The 16337-nt window shown below is 40.3% G+C and carries 19 protein-coding genes; 8 read left to right on the top strand and 11 right to left on the bottom strand.

Translation table 11 applies throughout. The features are described 5' to 3' along the window. Positions 1 to 263 precede the first annotated feature (263 nt). From VCHSUH03_RS03130 to VCHSUH03_RS03110, 5 genes are all read right to left on the bottom strand, one after another. Positions 264 to 932, bottom strand: a complete 669-nt coding sequence (locus VCHSUH03_RS03130; protein WP_105094040.1) for an energy-coupling factor transporter transmembrane component T family protein — start codon at positions 930 to 932, stop codon at positions 264 to 266. A gap of 9 nt (positions 933 to 941) precedes the next feature. Then, complete coding sequence (locus VCHSUH03_RS03125) at positions 942 to 1754, bottom strand: energy-coupling factor ABC transporter ATP-binding protein (protein ID WP_105089590.1); 813 nt, start codon at positions 1752 to 1754, stop codon at positions 942 to 944. Beyond that, entirely contained in the window at positions 1747 to 3372 is a 1626-nt protein-coding gene (locus tag VCHSUH03_RS03120; protein WP_105094039.1) for a tryptophan transporter, read from the bottom strand. Before VCHSUH03_RS03120 ends, VCHSUH03_RS03125 begins: the two co-directional genes overlap by 8 nt. 140 nt (positions 3373 to 3512) lie before the next feature. Further along, a complete protein-coding gene (locus tag VCHSUH03_RS03115) occupies positions 3513 to 3833 on the bottom strand; it encodes a type II toxin-antitoxin system RelE/ParE family toxin (protein WP_105094038.1) in 321 nt (106 codons plus the stop codon). Between the two features lie 2 nt (positions 3834 to 3835). Beyond that, positions 3836 to 4081, bottom strand: a complete 246-nt coding sequence (locus VCHSUH03_RS03110; RefSeq protein ID WP_105094037.1) for a type II toxin-antitoxin system prevent-host-death family antitoxin — start codon at positions 4079 to 4081, stop codon at positions 3836 to 3838. 289 nt (positions 4082 to 4370) lie between these two features. On the opposite strand from VCHSUH03_RS03110, the gene VCHSUH03_RS03105 reads away from it, so the two are divergent. From VCHSUH03_RS03105 to rbsB, 8 genes are all read left to right on the top strand, one after another. Continuing rightward, positions 4371 to 4892: a cysteine hydrolase family protein gene (locus tag VCHSUH03_RS03105; RefSeq protein ID WP_105094036.1), complete on the top strand. Its 522-nt coding sequence runs from the start codon at positions 4371 to 4373 to the stop codon at positions 4890 to 4892. Between the two features lie 79 nt (positions 4893 to 4971). Further along, positions 4972 to 5628 (top strand): NAD(P)H-binding protein, encoded by a 657-nt coding sequence (locus VCHSUH03_RS03100; RefSeq protein WP_105094035.1) that lies wholly within the window; start codon positions 4972 to 4974, stop codon positions 5626 to 5628. A gap of 36 nt (positions 5629 to 5664) precedes the next feature. Then, positions 5665 to 5847: an antitoxin PHD gene (locus VCHSUH03_RS03095; protein WP_105094034.1), complete on the top strand. Its 183-nt coding sequence runs from the start codon at positions 5665 to 5667 to the stop codon at positions 5845 to 5847. Positions 5848 to 6170: 323 nt separating this feature from the next. Then, positions 6171 to 7058, top strand: coding sequence for a ribokinase (gene rbsK, locus VCHSUH03_RS03090; RefSeq protein WP_105094033.1), 888 nt, complete (start codon positions 6171 to 6173; stop codon positions 7056 to 7058). A gap of 111 nt (positions 7059 to 7169) precedes the next feature. Then, positions 7170 to 7583 carry a D-ribose pyranase gene (rbsD, locus tag VCHSUH03_RS03085; RefSeq protein WP_105094032.1) on the top strand — a complete coding sequence of 138 codons (414 nt, stop codon included), beginning with the start codon at positions 7170 to 7172 and terminating at the stop codon, positions 7581 to 7583. Between the two features lie 73 nt (positions 7584 to 7656). After that, positions 7657 to 9138: a sugar ABC transporter ATP-binding protein gene (locus VCHSUH03_RS03080; RefSeq protein WP_105094031.1), complete on the top strand. Its 1482-nt coding sequence runs from the start codon at positions 7657 to 7659 to the stop codon at positions 9136 to 9138. After that, a complete protein-coding gene (locus VCHSUH03_RS03075) occupies positions 9138 to 10073 on the top strand; it encodes an ABC transporter permease (RefSeq protein WP_105094030.1) in 936 nt (311 codons plus the stop codon). Before VCHSUH03_RS03080 ends, VCHSUH03_RS03075 begins: the two co-directional genes overlap by 1 nt. A gap of 9 nt (positions 10074 to 10082) precedes the next feature. After that, a complete protein-coding gene (gene rbsB, locus VCHSUH03_RS03070) occupies positions 10083 to 10985 on the top strand; it encodes a ribose ABC transporter substrate-binding protein RbsB (RefSeq protein ID WP_105094029.1) in 903 nt (300 codons plus the stop codon). Between the two features lie 54 nt (positions 10986 to 11039). On the opposite strand, the gene VCHSUH03_RS03065 is transcribed toward rbsB, so the two are convergent. The 6 genes from VCHSUH03_RS03065 to VCHSUH03_RS03040 all read right to left on the bottom strand — a co-directional run bounded on the left by VCHSUH03_RS03065 (position 11040) and on the right by VCHSUH03_RS03040 (position 16255). Continuing rightward, complete coding sequence (locus tag VCHSUH03_RS03065) at positions 11040 to 11438, bottom strand: hypothetical protein (protein ID WP_105094028.1); 399 nt, start codon at positions 11436 to 11438, stop codon at positions 11040 to 11042. Positions 11439 to 11673: 235 nt separating this feature from the next. Continuing rightward, positions 11674 to 13002 (bottom strand): S-layer homology domain-containing protein, encoded by a 1329-nt coding sequence (locus VCHSUH03_RS03060; RefSeq protein WP_105094027.1) that lies wholly within the window; start codon positions 13000 to 13002, stop codon positions 11674 to 11676. Between the two features lie 184 nt (positions 13003 to 13186). Beyond that, entirely contained in the window at positions 13187 to 13840 is a 654-nt protein-coding gene (pcp, locus tag VCHSUH03_RS03055; protein ID WP_105094026.1) for a pyroglutamyl-peptidase I, read from the bottom strand. Positions 13841 to 13875: 35 nt separating this feature from the next. Continuing rightward, the gene (locus VCHSUH03_RS03050; protein WP_105094025.1) at positions 13876 to 14805 is read right to left on the bottom strand and encodes a DUF979 domain-containing protein; all 930 of its coding nucleotides are present in this window, start codon (positions 14803 to 14805) and stop codon (positions 13876 to 13878) included. A gap of 1 nt (position 14806) precedes the next feature. Next, the gene (locus tag VCHSUH03_RS03045) at positions 14807 to 15556 is read right to left on the bottom strand and encodes a DUF969 domain-containing protein (RefSeq protein WP_105094024.1); all 750 of its coding nucleotides are present in this window, start codon (positions 15554 to 15556) and stop codon (positions 14807 to 14809) included. A gap of 213 nt (positions 15557 to 15769) precedes the next feature. Continuing rightward, entirely contained in the window at positions 15770 to 16255 is a 486-nt protein-coding gene (locus VCHSUH03_RS03040; protein WP_105094023.1) for a GNAT family N-acetyltransferase, read from the bottom strand. Positions 16256 to 16337 lie beyond the last annotated feature (82 nt).

Genomic DNA, 16337 nt, shown 5'->3' with positions numbered 1-16337 from the left:
ACATTGAACCTCCTATGTTGAAATGTTGTGGTTGCCAGACCAACTTCATTCTATCACTAGGAGGTTCTTTCCTTTTCTCTAAGAATTTTTACCGACCCCCAGTTTAACTGGGGGTTTAGTCATGCCTATTCGGCGTACAATCAAAAGACACCTAGAAATTTCGCCCTTTCTAGGTGTCTTTTCAGGTGTACCAATTGAGGCACCCCATACTCTTCAAGTTAATTATAACACAATTAACTCTATGAATTTGTCTAGTTTATCTATTACACAATTACGAATAGTAGTATTGTAATAACAATCAAAGCCCCAATCACGCCGTAATCGATAGTTTTCAATCCTACAGATGCTGCAAAGCTATGTGTCGGTCCACCGAAGCCACGTAGTTCTAGGGACAACGCCATTGTTTCGGAGCGGCCCAAGGATTTTAAAAGCAATGGTTGGATAACAGATGCGTAAGACTTCATGCGTTTAATGAAGTTGCCTTCTAAGGATAAACCACGGCATGCTTGTGCCTCTTGTACAGCGTGACTTTCAGCAATGAAGTCAGGCACAAAGCGTAGTGCTGCGGTGAACATAAATGCATATTCATAAGGAATTTTGCATTGTGTTACGAGCGCTGCTGTAAGGTCTTGCAATTTTGTGGTTGCCAATAGGCAGATAAACACAAGTGTCATGGCAAGCATACGCAAGCCGGATACGATGGCAGATGTTACATCGCCGCTGCCAAGGAATTGGATAACACCAAGGAATACAGCAAAGCTAGTCAATGCCAATACGGCTTTGTGTTGTTTAAATAGCAAACCAGCTACAAATAACACTCCCAGTTCTACAACGACTAAAGCCAATAGAGATGCCCAGTCGCGCAATAGAATGGCCCACACGGATACAGCGAGGGTCATCAAAATTTTTGTTAACGGTACTAAACGTTCCATATGTCCCTCCTATTTTCCGCTCAACTGAGCCACTAACTTAGATTTCAATTCATCCATGGATTTGCAATAACCGAGGGATGGTACCGCTAGTGAAAGTTCCACACTTGGCGGTTTTGTAAGGCCTAGGTCTTGCAATTCGTCCGTAGATTTCTTGAATAATTCTTCTGGACTGCCATCAAAGGCAACGGTTTGGTTACCCATAATGAGTGCACGGCTACATTCGCTAGCCATGATTTCCATATCATGTGTAATGAGAAGGATCGTAATGCCTTCTTGATTAAGTTGACGCAATAGAGCTAACAACTCTTTAGTTTCCTTACCATCTTGACCACTTGTTGGTTCGTCGAGGATGAGGATTTTAGATTGCATTGCTAGGGCAGAAGCGATAGCAACGCGTTGTTTTTCGCCGCGGCGCAATGTTGGAGGATAGGCTTCACGTAAGTGAGCGATACCTGTACGTTCCAACACTTCATCAACGATGCGTTTTACTTCGGATTTACTGCGGCCTAGTGATTCAGGGCCGAAGGCAACCTCTGTCGCTACAGTAGGTCTGAACATTTGGCGATCTGGTTGTTGGAATACATAACCAATAAATTGACCCCGTTTAGATGGCGGCATAGACGTAATATCCGTACCATTATAGTACATGCGGCCTTCGCTCGCCTTTTCAAGACCAACGAGCAAACGAGTGATAGTCGTTTTACCACAGCCATTGCGACCACCGATGGCAATATATTCGCCCCCTTCGATGGTGAAAGTCACATCACGGAAGATGTCTACGGATGGCACATAGCCAAAGCGGATATTTTCAACCTTAAGCATGAGCGCCACCGTCCTTTCCTTGTACATCATCAACGCGTTGAATTGGTTGTTTATTTACTACTGTATTGGATTGATTAGTAGAATTTTCTACTGTTTTAGATTGATTTACTCTAGAGTTGCTTTCACCATGCACCTCAGTTTGGATAGCATGAGCCATTTCAATTTGGTGCAAGCCCTTGATAGCAGACTCAATGCTAAGCCAAGGCTCATCACTGTGGAAGCCCGCTTGCTCAAGTTCCATATACGTGGTGAACACGGATGGCAATGCCTCAACGTGAATATTGTGTTCGTACATGTAACGAAGCGTAGTTGGTACATCGTCATCACATGCAATAGAGCCATCCACCATGAGAGCCATGCGGTTTGCATACGGCAATACAGCGTGTAAGTCATGGTCGATAACGACAACGGTAATACCGTGTTTCTTGTTCAAATCACCTACGAGGCGATATAATTCGGCAGTCCCATCTGGGTCGAGGGAGCTCGTTGGTTCATCAAGAACAAGAACAGTTGGGTTCGTAGCCAATACGGAGGCAATCGCCAAACGTTGGCGTTGACCACCGGATAGACTAGTAATTTTGCGATCTTCTAAGCCGATAAGACCAACTTGTGCAAACACCTCTTCAGAACGTGCTTTGATGGTTTCACGGTCATAACCGCGATTTTCCATGGCAAAGGCCACTTCTTCACGAACAGTCATCGTTACGAGTTGTGTATCGTAATCGGCAAGAACTACACCGATGTGATTAGCCAATTCAGGAATTTCCATTTGCGTAGTCGCTTTACCATCTACGAACACCATGCCTTCAAGGCGACCGCCGTAGAATTTAGGCACAGCCCCTACCATAGCCATGCAAAGAGTACTTTTACCACAACCGGCAGGACCAGTCACAACGAGGAAGTCACCATCATGCACATCGAGATTGATGTTTTCAAGAGATGGTGTAGTCGCCTTTGGATGGTAATAATTTACGTGCTCAATAGAGATTTTAGCTTGGCGCTCAGGCAAGATCGTCATATGACTATGGTCAGACGTCAATTGATCTGTACTTGGCAACATGCCGCGTTTAGAGAATAGACGTTGCGCCGGAATGTACAAGATTGGCGTAATGGCACCATTCAAAGCGCCTACGATAAGAACCATCGGCCACATACCATACATATATACATTGTCTGGTAAGCCCAATATTTTCCACAAAATAGTAACGAAAATACCGCCAGATACAACAGTCGCTAAGAAGCCAGATAGGATTGGCGTTAAATCAAAACCACCGATTTTACGGAACTTCACGGACAACATAGCGCGCGTCACGAGAGCTGCCGTCAAAGCACCACCTGGTTCAGACAACAAGTTGCCATAAGGGAATGCTGACTTAGATGTCAAAACATTGATGAGGGCCGCTACAAGGCCAATCCCCAACGTTTGACTTAAACTAGGACGAGTCAATAAAATAGCTACGCAGTACGTAGCAATCGTCCAGTTCGGCGTTACCCCAGCCACACTAGGGCTCACCAAATGCAATATCGTGCCCAATGCGAGCATCAATGTGCTGACAGTGACCCATCTAAACTGGCCACCCTGCACATGCGTGTACACAAGATCTTGAATCCGTTCCATAATAGCCTCTTTTCTAAAAATGAATATATAATCTATATTTTATCACTCTTCGAGGATTTGTGAAAGACGGAAACCTATCAAAGGGCTTTAAGCAAAGCCCATAAAAAAGCACTATCTAATAACGATAGTGCTTTTAAGAACTAATGTACTTCATCTAATAGTATTCTAAGATAATCACGTCTACTGTTTAATATTCTATCAATATAGATAGTCCGATCTAAATAACGGTAAAAACTTAAATAATTATGACAAAGTAAATATCTATATTCAATTTTACTCCCTAGATTAATCAATAATCGCTGTCCCATTTCTGGAAATATACGCAACGAGTCATTCGTAGTCACTATATCCGAAATGGTTTTCTTAGCTAACTCAATATCACCTGATTCTTCTTCTATAAAAGATTTTATTTCTAGCAAATCTTCTCGTGCTTTTGGTGCATAGCTAATTTGATTATTCATAATTAAATCCCCAATTCACTCTTTAGTTGCTCTGACGAAATCCATCCTTGTTCTTCACCAGACTTACGACCGATCTCTAAAGCGCCCATAAGTTTTATAGTAGCCATTACACGTTCATAATCTTGTATATCCATAATTGCATATCGGCCTCTACCATTTTTTGTTAAGAATACGGGACTATCTATAGTAACATCACGTAAAACTTCAGAATAATTACGTAAATCTGAAATAGGTTTTATATTCGGCATACTATCACCTCCAAAATACTTTAGTGATATAACACTCATCTTTCTAATATCTTATCATTATTGTAGTTAAATTATCATGTAAATTCAACATCAGATTTTACAACATTTCTTAAAATTACTATCAACATATATGATACTGCTTTCTTCTTTTTCTTGTTATATACTTGTTATATAATGTGCATAGATACTTATATACGAAGAAATCGACAATAATTTAATAACTAATATAATAAATTCTAATCATATTCATGTAATACATATAATTTATCTTTAATGAAGGAAATACATCATGGCACAAGCATTAATCGTAATCGACATACAAGAAGGCTTAGTTAAAGAAAATCCTTTCGATACAAAAAATTTTATCATAAATACAAAAGCAATCATTCAACATTTCAGAGATCAAAATATAGAAGTAATTTTTATGAGACATTCTGAAGATGATGGTTTATTAGCAACGGGTAGTGATAATTGGCAAGTTTATCACGAATTAAAGCCTCAAGAAAACGAAAAGATTTTCAATAAATATTACAATAGCATCTTCAAAGATAGTGAGTTAAAAGAGTATTTAGATAGTAAAAGTATTACCGATTTAACATTCGTAGGGATGCAGGTGGAATTTTGCATTGATACATCCGTGAAAGTAGGCTTTGAACATGGTTATAAAATCACCATCATCGAAGATGCTATCTCAACCTTTAACAATGAGCATCTACCAGCCGATAAAATCCTATCCTTTTACAAAGAAAAGATTTGGCGAAATCGATTTGCACAGCTAAAAACAACAAAAGAAATCCTAGCAACTAATTAAATCAACATTCTCACTTTCTCGTCATATAGTTGTGATATAATGCATATAAATACTTATGCCTAGGACATAGGAGGTCTTTATGTACAAATATATTACTATTTTAGGGGCCGCTGGCCAGATTGCACAGAAGTTAACTGCTACATTATTAACATATACAGACATGCACCTTACATTATATGGTCGTCAATTATCTACTCGTTTACATCCAGAAATCTTGGAACATGAACGAGTTACTGTTATCGAGGGTTCTTTCCAAAATCCTGCAAAATTAGAACAAGCTGTAACAAATGCAGAGATCGTTTTTGTAGGTGCTATGGAATCTGGCAGCGATATGGCGGCTATTGTGAAAGCATTGAGCCGTAAAAATGTACGTCGTGTTATCGGCCTTTCTATGGCTGGCCTTTCTGGTGAATTCCCTGCAGCACTTGAAAAATGGACCTTCGATAGCTTGCCTATTAGCTATGTACAAGGCGAACGTCAAGCACGCAATGTATTACGCGAGTCCAACTTAAACTATACAATCTTGCGCCTTACTTGGCTCTACAATGATCCAGAAAATACAAATTACGAGCTCATCCCTGAAGGCGTTCAATTTAACGATGCTCAAGTTACTCGCGAAGCCGTTGTAAAAGCTATCTTCGATATCTTACATGTAGATGATGAAACTCCGTTCCACCGCACAAGCATCGGCGTAGGTGAGCCAGGTACACACTACGACAAACCAAGCTTTCACTAATATATAACTATATTAAGAACAAAGGCCTAACAGACTATGAATATAGGTAAAAGCTACAGTGATACAATAAATATTAATGATACTACAACTAGCATTTTACAAGCTAAGATAGATATATTATCTGCTATTGTAGAAGGCCAAAATGATATTATCCAAGGGCGTACTCTATCTCTAGAGAAATCCTTTGATAGCATAGACAAAATGTTAGAAAAAATATAAATAGTATAATCTATTAATTTTTTAATATAAGGTATATCCAAAATCCAGAGAGTACATTTTTACTCATGTAAGATAGATTTTGGATATACCTTTTCTTATTCTTATATTTTATAGTTATTTATATAGATAAAGTCGCTTATTTAGGCTATACTAATAAATGATTAAGTTATACTAATAGATATGTAAAAGTAAACGCCTATGCGGTTATCGATTACATGTATATATACATTTTAACGTATAAAATCCCCTAGTTTTTGTGTATAAAAATAATCAATAACTATTTTTCTGTCCCACTCAGGGCAAAGGCTTATTAAGGAGTTATTATGAATCGCATTGTTGTTATTGGTAGTTGCAACATGGATATTGTTGTTCTAGCGGACAAACGCCCTACGGCAGGGGAAACAATCATGGGCAACGAATTGCACATCGCTCACGGCGGCAAGGGTGCAAACCAAGCGGTAGCTGCTGCTCGCCTAGGCGCAGAGGTTACTATGGTTGGCTGTATCGGTGCAGATGCATACGGCCAAATGATTTTAGATAATCTAAAGGAAAATCATATCAATACAGACTACATCGTCACTGTACCAAATACTACAACAGGTACGGCACACATTACATTGGCTGAAGGTGACAATAGCATTATCGTTATTCCTGGCGCTAATGCTAAGGTAGATGAATCTGTAGTAGGTAATGCTTGGTCTGCTATCGAGCAAGCGGATCTCGTAATGGTGCAAAACGAAATTCCTATTCCTACAGTCGAATACATCGTTCGTCGTTGCCACGATGCCAATGTAAAAGTCCTCTTAAACCCTGCTCCAGCAGCTGACCTCAATCCCGAATGGTTAGAATTGGCAACCTATATTACGCCAAACGAGCATGAGTTATCTGCTCTCTACCCAAACCAATCTACACAAGAAACGTTACTAGCTAACGAAAATAAAATCATCGTTACCCTTGGCAGTAAAGGTGTAGGCTACGCTGACAACGGTGAAATCCACACCGTATCGGGCTTCAAGGTTGACCCAGTAGATACAACAGGTGCAGGCGATACCTTCAACGGTGCCTTTGCAACAGCTATCGTTAATGGTAAAAGCTTAGCCGACGCATTACACTACGGCAATGCAGCTGCGGCCCTCTCCATCCAACGTTTAGGCGCCCAAGGTGGCATGCCTACAAAGGACGAGGTCGCTGCATTTTTGGCAAAGAGTTAGCATATTAAATAGATCTTTAAACTATAAATACATCGGTCCGCTTTATAACAAAGAGAGTTAATGAATGAGTCTCTAAAGCCTCATTCATAGGAATATAATAAGGAGTTTACCATGCAACGACACGGCATTTTAAATAGCCATATAGCTAAGGTTCTTGCAGATCTTGGTCATACAGATACGATTTGTATTGCTGACTGTGGTTTGCCAGTACCTGAAGGGGTTCAAAAGATTGACTTAGCCTTAGATTTTGGTGTACCAAGCTTTGAACAAGTGGTATCCATCATCGCTAAGCACATGAAATCTGAAGCGGTTCATGTGGCAAAGGAAATTAAGGAAAACAATCCTAAGGCTTATGACTTCTTAGAATCTACCTTCCCTTCCAATCAATATGAATGGATTGAAACGAGCCATGAAGCTTTCAAAGAAGCAACAAAACAATGCAAATGCATTATTAGAACTGGTGAAGCATCTCCGTATGCGAACATTATCTTGCGCGCCGATTGTATCTTTAGCGATCGTCCCTAGAGTAGTAGATTAACTAACCATCTAATCTATTACATGCATTAGAGATACTTTCACCAATCATATAGGAGTAGTTATGGAAATTGTTATGTCAGGCATTGCGAAGGCATTTGGTACGAACCAAGTACTGCGCGATGTAAGTATTACCCTCAAGGAGGGCGAGGTTCACGCCTTGATGGGCGAAAACGGGGCCGGCAAGTCCACCCTCATGAATATCCTTACGGGCATTCACAAGGCAGACGCTGGTACAATCACCATCGACGGCATAGAACGTACCTTCCCGAACCCGAGAGAGGCCGAGCTAAACGGTGTGGCTTTCATCCACCAAGAGCTCAACATTTGGCCAAATCTAACATTGTTAGAAAATCTATATTTAATGAGACCAAAGCGCAATACATTTGGTATGCTCGACAAAAAAGCGATGCTCGCTGAGGCAGAAAATACATGCCGCGAGCTAGGCATCGAATTACCACTCACAACTGAGGCAGGCCTTTGCTCCGTTGGGCACCAACAAATGACAGAAATCCTTCGCATCTTGATGTTAGATGCAAAGGTTGTCATCATGGACGAGCCAACAGCGGCCCTTACAGAACGTGAAACGGCGACATTATTTAACATGATGCGCAAAATGAAAGCACGTGGCGTTGCCATCGTATATATCTCTCACCGTATGGAAGAGGTATTTAGTGAATGCGATACAATCACAGTTATGCGTGATGGTCACACCATCATTACAAAACCAACTGCTGAGATTTCTGTAGACGAAGTAGTACGCCACATGGTAGGCCGTTCCATCGACGAATTCTACCCTGCTCGCACTACAACACCAGGCGAGGTTGTGATGAGCGTAGATAACCTCAAACCAGAAGGTTTCGACAACGAAATTTCCTTCTCCTTGCGCAAAGGCGAAATCCTCGGCGTAGCAGGCCTCATGGGCGCTGGCCGTACAGAAATCATGCGCGCTATCTTTGGTGTAGATAAACATAATGGCGGTACCGTAACAGTTAACGGCTCCGTTCTGAACTGTAAAAAACCAGAAGATGCCATCAAAGCTGGCATTGCTTTCATCACAGAAAATAGAAAGAGCGAAGGCTTAATCCTCGATTTTTCCATCGGTTCCAATATTACATTGCCGAACCTTGGTGAAATTTGCCCATCTCATATATTGGATAAGGGCAAGCTCAATTCCTTTGCTGACGAATTGTCTAAAAAACTAGGCGTTAAAACACAATCTATTCACGAACCGGCATCGTCCCTATCCGGTGGTAACCAACAAAAGGTGGTTATCGCGAAATGGGTTGGTAAAAAGCCATCTATTATCATCATGGACGAACCGACACGCGGTATCGACATCGGTGCGAAACGTGATATTTATGATTTAATGAACGAATTAACGAACGATGGTGTGTCCATTATTATGGTGTCCTCTGAGTTACCCGAAGTACTGGGCATGAGCGATCGCGTTATGGTCATTCATGAAGGTCGCGTAGCAGGTATCTTGGACCGCAGCGAAGCAACACCAGAATCGATTATGACATTAGCTACAGGAGGACAATAATGGACAGCAAAGCTCTACAATATGTAAAAAAATTAGGCCCTCTCATCGGCCTCATCCTATTATTTGTAATTATCTCTGTCATGAACGACAGTTTCCTTGAATTCTCTAACTTGCGTAACTTGTTGCGCCAAGTATCCATCAATGCAATCATCGCCTTTGGTATGACGTTCGTCATCTTAACTGGCGGTATCGACTTATCCGTTGGTTCCATCCTTGCCCTTTCTAGTGCAGTGATGGCCAACCTCATCGTAACTGGTACTGACCCTGTATTGGCTATCGTATTAGCCGCAGGTGCAGGCCTTGTATTGGGCGGTATTAACGGTCTCGTTATTACCTATGGCCGAGTAGCTCCATTTATTGCTACCTTGGCGACCATGACCATCTACCGTGGTGCGACGCTAGTATTCACAGACGGTAACCCAATCTCTGGCCTTACCCAAGATCCTCTATTCCACGGCTTTGGCCAAGGGGATATTGCGGGCCTTCCAGTTCCAGCAATCACAATGTTCCTAGCTTTCATCATCCTTTGGTTCGTATTGAGCCGCACATCCTTAGGCCGTAAAACATACGCCGTAGGTGGTAGCGAAAAGGTTAGTTACATTGCTGGTATCAAGATTGACCGCGTTAAAATCTTCGTGTATGCCTTGACTGGTATGCTCTGTGGTATCGCTGGTGCAATCATCACTTCTCGTCTTAACTCTGCACAACCTACAGCAGGTGCAGGCTACGAACTTGACGCTATCGCAGCCGTAGTTCTTGGCGGCACAAGCCTTGCTGGTGGCCGTGGTCATATCGTTGGCACATTAATTGGTGCCCTAATTATCGGTACCCTCAACAACGGGTTAAATATTCTCGACGTTACCAGTTTCTATCAACAAGTCGTAAAAGGTATTGTTATTTTACTGGCTGTTCTTGCAGACCGCAAGAAAGCCTAGGAGGTTCCTATGAAAAAACTATTGTTACTGTTGGCGATGGCTATCATGGTTATCGGTCTTGTAGCAGGCTGTGGTAAAAGCGCTGATAACGGCGGCGACAAAAAATCCGGCACCATCGGCTTCTCTGTTTCCACATTGAACAACCCATTCTTCGTATCTATGAAAGAAGGCGTTGAGGCTCAAGCTAAAGCACTTGGTCTTAAAGTTAAAATCGTTGACGCTCAAAACGACCCTGCAAAACAAGCAAACGATATTTCCGACTTAATTGAAAGCGGCGTTTCCGTGTTGATCATCAACCCTGTAGACTCTGCAGCTATCTCTACTTCCGTAGAAGCAGCAAATGCTAAAAATATTCCTGTAATCACTGTTGACCGCTCTGCGGACAAAGGCAAGGTAGTGTCTCACATCGCTTCCGATAACGTAAAAGGCGGCGAAATGGCAGCTCAACTTATCGTTGATAAAGTTGGCAAAGGTTCTAAAGTAGCTGAAATCGAAGGTATCCCTGGTGCATCCGCAACTCGTGAACGCGGCCAAGGTTTCCACAACGTAGCTGACAAAGACTTAACAGTAGTAGCAAAACAAAGTGCTGACTTCGACCGTACAAAAGGTTTGAACGTAGCAACTAACATCTTGCAAGCTAACCCAGACGTACAAGCTATCTTCGCTCATAATGACGAAATGGCATTGGGCGCTATCCAAGCAGCTAAATCCGCAGGCAAAACAATCTTCATCGTAGGCTTCGACGGTACTGCTGACGCAGACAAAGCTGTTAAAGACGGCACATTGGCTGCAACAATTGCTCAACAACCAGACCAAATGGGTAAAATCGCTATCGATACAGCTCAAAAAGTTATCAAAGGCGAAGCTGTTGACGCTAAAATCCCTGTAGATCTTAAAGTTGTTACAAAATAATTGTATATAGAAACTGGGTACAAAAAAGAGTCGCATCCTTTGATGCGACTCTTTTTATTTCGGCTCTCGCTCTAAAAACTCTTTAAAAAACTCAATAAACCTTGGCAAATACGTTTGATCTAAACTTTCAATAGTCATATTACATTTGTAATTCCAAGTGGTACAGATAGTAACATCCATTGTCAAAGCACCCTTTTGGTCTAACGAGAATGTTAGCGTATCCCCTTCTCCTGTCAGAATATTTGTAAAGGTTGCTTCCCCTTTGCAGTTTTCATACAAGTTAACTAAGGCTTTATAACCAGCGCGAATGCCTGACCAATCACTAGGGTCAATATATCCAGAACAAATATTATAGCCCCGTTTAATATATATGCCAAACACACCAAATGGAGATAACTCTGTATCCATATCAAAGGCAATGGTTAAATTTGGTTCATTTACGATTTCATACATTCTATATCACACTCCACAAATAGTAATATTTTCATTTATTATAACATTACATGTATTAACAAAGTAGTAACTAAAGGTAAAAAAAGCCCGAGCCACATCTTTTTAGATATAACTCGAGCTTTATGTAGATTATGTGTTATGTAGATATTATATGCTATGTAAACTATGTAGATATTAGGCATTATATAACTACTATGTAGTATATAACGATTATGTATTATGCAAACAACATATATTAGAACATGAAGTTTACATCTGTACGCCAGTAATCACCTAATTTATTGCCGTCCATGTCTTTATTGCCAAAGCCATAGTAAGCACCAATTGATACATTTTGGAATGGTACGTAGTTTACATTAGCTACGAAACCTTTAAACCCATTACGTACATGGCCGACGCCTTTAGTATCTACATAATGTTGATTGTAGAAGCTATAAGCAGGAGCAAAGGCACTACTAAAGATTGGAGAGTTCCCTTCTTGGTAGTAATATTGACCACGTACGCTATAAGTATGAGCTTTCTTAATGTCATAATTACCATAACCAAGGCTAGTCATCCATGCATGAGAATCAGAAACGCCTGGTGCTGTAAGCCATTCACCGAATACATTCCAACGGTTAAAGTTCATATTTGCATTAAGTCCCCAAATGTTTTTGTATGGAGAATCAATGAAAGATTTAACTTGTTTGCCTGTCAACGCATCAACGTCTTGACCTTGGTACAATTTACCGTCATGGAAGCGACCATACATACCGCCAAGTGTTACATGTTTATTAAGTTTGCCCTTCACTTCAACCATAGCTGCCGTAACTGTATTTTCTCTAGTTTGATAAGTAGGAGCACCGCCCAACCAATAACCATAACTAGCAGATACATCGAGTTTGCCATGTTTGTACATAAGGCGAGCACCATCAACGAGATCGTCATACATAAGACCTAGGCCTGGTGTATAGAGCTGACGACCTACGCGCAATGTAGTATCCTTACCAAAATGATGATCTACATAGGCAAGATTAATTTTACCTTGTGTGGCATTGCTATTGCCAAGTTCGCTAGAGCCTTGAATACGTACGACTGCATCGGTTTTATCATTAACCTTAGCATTAAAGATAACGCGAGCACGATAATCAAAGGAGGAATGTTTACCATACGCATAGTTATCATCCTTCAACTCGCTGCCACGGTAACGCAAACGATAGTTACCAGTCACCTTTACATTACCGACTTGGTTTTCTAATTTTGCTACCCGTACGCCCAACGTGTTAAGCTCAGAACTAAATTCATCTGCCAAGCGATTAATCATCGCTTGTTGTTCAGCATTGGCTTTATCTTGGTTAGCCATCGCTTTAGCCACCATTTGAGCCATTTCGTAACGCGTAATAGGATTATTTCCTTTGAAAGTTCCATCTGGGTATCCATTGATAATACCTGCACTTGCTAATTGTTCAACAGATTGATACGCCCAACTAGAAGCATCTACATCGGAAAATGGGTTGGCTGCATACACACTTACAGAACCTAATACCATACAGGAAACTAAACTTGCTACTAACTTTTTATGCATCAAAAAGACCTTCTCTCATATAGATATCACACAATATCTTATAGATTAATGTTATTTTATGTACTGAAATACATTACAAAACAATATAGCAATGTAGGACTAAATCTTATATTACATAGTAATTGAAAGCTAAATCTAGCCCTACATAGACCTCTAGAATTATAGACTATTACATCTAAAACTCTTATTCATGAGGTGTAGTATAGTTAATATCTTGTGCCTTGTAGCTTTCACCATGAGCTAATACGTGAACGATGGTTTCCAATGTGGCACGTACAGTTTCAACAGCCATACTTGGTTGATTTGGTTTATCTACCACTTGAGATGGCAAGTACGGAATATGCATGAAGCCTGCCTTGATATTTCCTTTTTGTGCTGCGTAGTGGCACACGCCATACATCAAGTGATTGCATACGAAGGTCCCTGCAGTATTAGAAACCTTAGCAGGAATACCATTTTGGTGCAATGCGTTAACAATGTTTTTTATAGGCAACGTTGCAAAATAGGCACTAGGTCCATCAACTACGATAGGTTCATCTTCAGGTTGATTGCCTGCATTATCTGGAATGCGGAAATCATCACAGTTAATAGCGACACGTTCTACTGTAATATCAGGACGACCACCTGCTTGACCAACGCATAGAATAAAATCTGGTTCGCATTTTTGGGCTGCTTCTTTCACTGTATCAACAGATGTATAGCGAACAGTAGGAACCATTTGAGTTACTACCTTGTAATCACCATCAGTATAACCATCCATCGTTTTAACGGCTTCCCAAGCAGGATTAATTGGTTCACCGCCAAATGGATCAAATCCTGTAATCAAAATTGTTTTCATCACACTACCTCTATTATTCTTTTACAGTGAATATGTTAAATAAAGTAATACATTAATAAGATATTTAATACGAGCATAATTAATGCAATTGGAATTTGTGCTTTAATAACGCCGTATTGATCGCGCATTTCAAGGAGTGCTACCGGTACGATATTAAAGTTTGCTGCCATAGGTGTCATCAAGGTACCACAATAACCAGCAAGCATTGCAATAGCACCCACAGCTGCAGGATTTGCACCATGAGCCACAACAAGCATTGGAATACCGATGGCACTTGTAATCATTGCAAAGGCTGCAAACGCGTTACCCATAATCATTGTAAAGATAACCATACCGATGCAGTATGCAACAACTACGAGGAATACATTATCTGCTGGTACTACACTTGCTACAGCACTGGAAATAAGTTTACCAACGCCAGCCAAATTAAATAGATAGCCTAAAGCAGCTAATAGTTGGGACAAAATAGCAGTCCAACCAATCGCATCGATAAGACGACGACCTTCATGGAAGCCTTGATTAAGTGTACCTTTTGTAATATAAAGAGCGGCACACATCGCAATAATCGCTGCAATACCAAGCCCTACAAGAGCACCTAGCTTAGTAAAGAAGCCAATTACGAAGGTAATGATACCAACAAGTAAAGCTGGTACAAAAATAATATTACCGATACGAACAGCTTCGTCTCTTTTAAATTCGATAGGAGATTCGGAGTAATGACCTTTGCCGAGTTGTTTTACCAAGACGATAGCTGCCATGCCAATTACGAGCCAACCATTGATTTCTTTAGAAAGATAAGAGCCAAAGATAAAGGACACGCTGTACAAGAGCCAGAATAAACCTGTACCGATACGATATTTATGTTCTTTATCTAAAAATGATTGAATAGCAAAGATAAATAAGATGATCCCTACGAGAAGGTATACATAATCTAAGGGCTGCATTTTATAGAGTATTTCTAACATATTATTCAGCCTCCTTCTTTAATTCTTCTGGTGTAACAAGGATATTAAATTCATTAGGTACTAATTTACCAGCTTTCATATCAGCTTCGTCACGAGCTACAGAGGCTTGAATTGTTTTATCAAAAATAATAAAACGAATAAAGTTAACGATATAGGCACAAACAGCTGTTGGCAATCCGTACAATACCATATCTGTTAATTCCACAGAATACCCTAATTGTTCCATAACACCTTTGATGAGTAACAATCCACCAGCAGCAAGGAATAAGTTTTGGCCAAAGAAGTTACCAACGTTATCTGCAGAAGCAGCTATACCACGCACCTTATCAAGTGTACGTTGAGATACAGGACGACCTTGGGCTACCGCAGCCTCACTCATAGGGGCAATCAATGGGCGAACCATAGCCACCATACCGGACATGTTAATACCAAAAGCTACAGTTACTTGGCGTACAAATAAGTAAATCATAAAGATACGACCAGCCGTAGCAGCGTTGATCTTGCCGATCAAAATTTCTGCCCGTTCACGTAAGCCATGACGTTCCATAAGACCAATAACAGGTAAAATCAAAATAAATAATGACATATAACGATTTTTAACGAAAGCCTCCCCAATGGCACCAACGATATCGTTGATACTGAGACCACCTGCAAGGCCCGTTACAAACCCAGCGGCTACGACAACTAACAAGGCATTAAAGCGTAGCATCAGGCCGATGACCATCACTAAAATACCAGATAAGACTAACATAGTCTCACATCCTTTCAACAAACCATCTATAAACTCATAGTCTACAGATAAACTATATATAGTTTATATTATATACCTAAATATTCATTTTTTATATAAATAAACCTTACACATTAACTCCATTTAACGTAGCTTTTAAAATCTTATTATTAAGACACGTCCTATTAAATGAAATCATGTATAAGGTTTAGTTAGTATATATAGAAAGATTTACTATAGTAAATCTTTTTTAAAAAGTATTGTAGTATGTTGTTTGCCTCTAAAATGAACTTTATCATAGGCTTTAAACCCAAAAGATTCATACATCTTAGGCAACCATGGATGCTCTTGTGCTGTACCTAATGTAACGGCAGGAGTTTTAAATTGCTTAATCAACAACTCTTCCGCATAGCCTAATGTTTCCCGAGCATAGCCTTTACCTTTAAACTCAGGCGCAGTTACAAAGTGAGCAATATGCGGAAATTTATCTGGTGTTGAATATTTGACCCAAGGCATACAGAACGTAATAGAACTAACAAGTTGCCCATCAATATACAATCCATATACAGGATAGGTTTCGATCCACTCCTTGGATTCTTCTTCTGTAAAGTCAATGGCATCGAATGTGATTGGATAGTCTTTAATCGCCGCATAGCCGTCGATTAATACCTTATGATATTCTGCTGTATCCGCTACTGTTAATTGTCTAAATTCTTTCATGGTCTTTCCCTCGTCTTTATATTTTTATTCACAAACTATGTATATTTATTTATCTGATAAAAGTTATTATACACCTATATGA

It is taken from the genome of Veillonella infantium (assembly GCF_002959895.1).
Taxonomy (GTDB): domain Bacteria; phylum Bacillota; class Negativicutes; order Veillonellales; family Veillonellaceae; genus Veillonella; species Veillonella infantium.
This window is presented reverse-complemented; position numbering and strand designations above follow the sequence as displayed.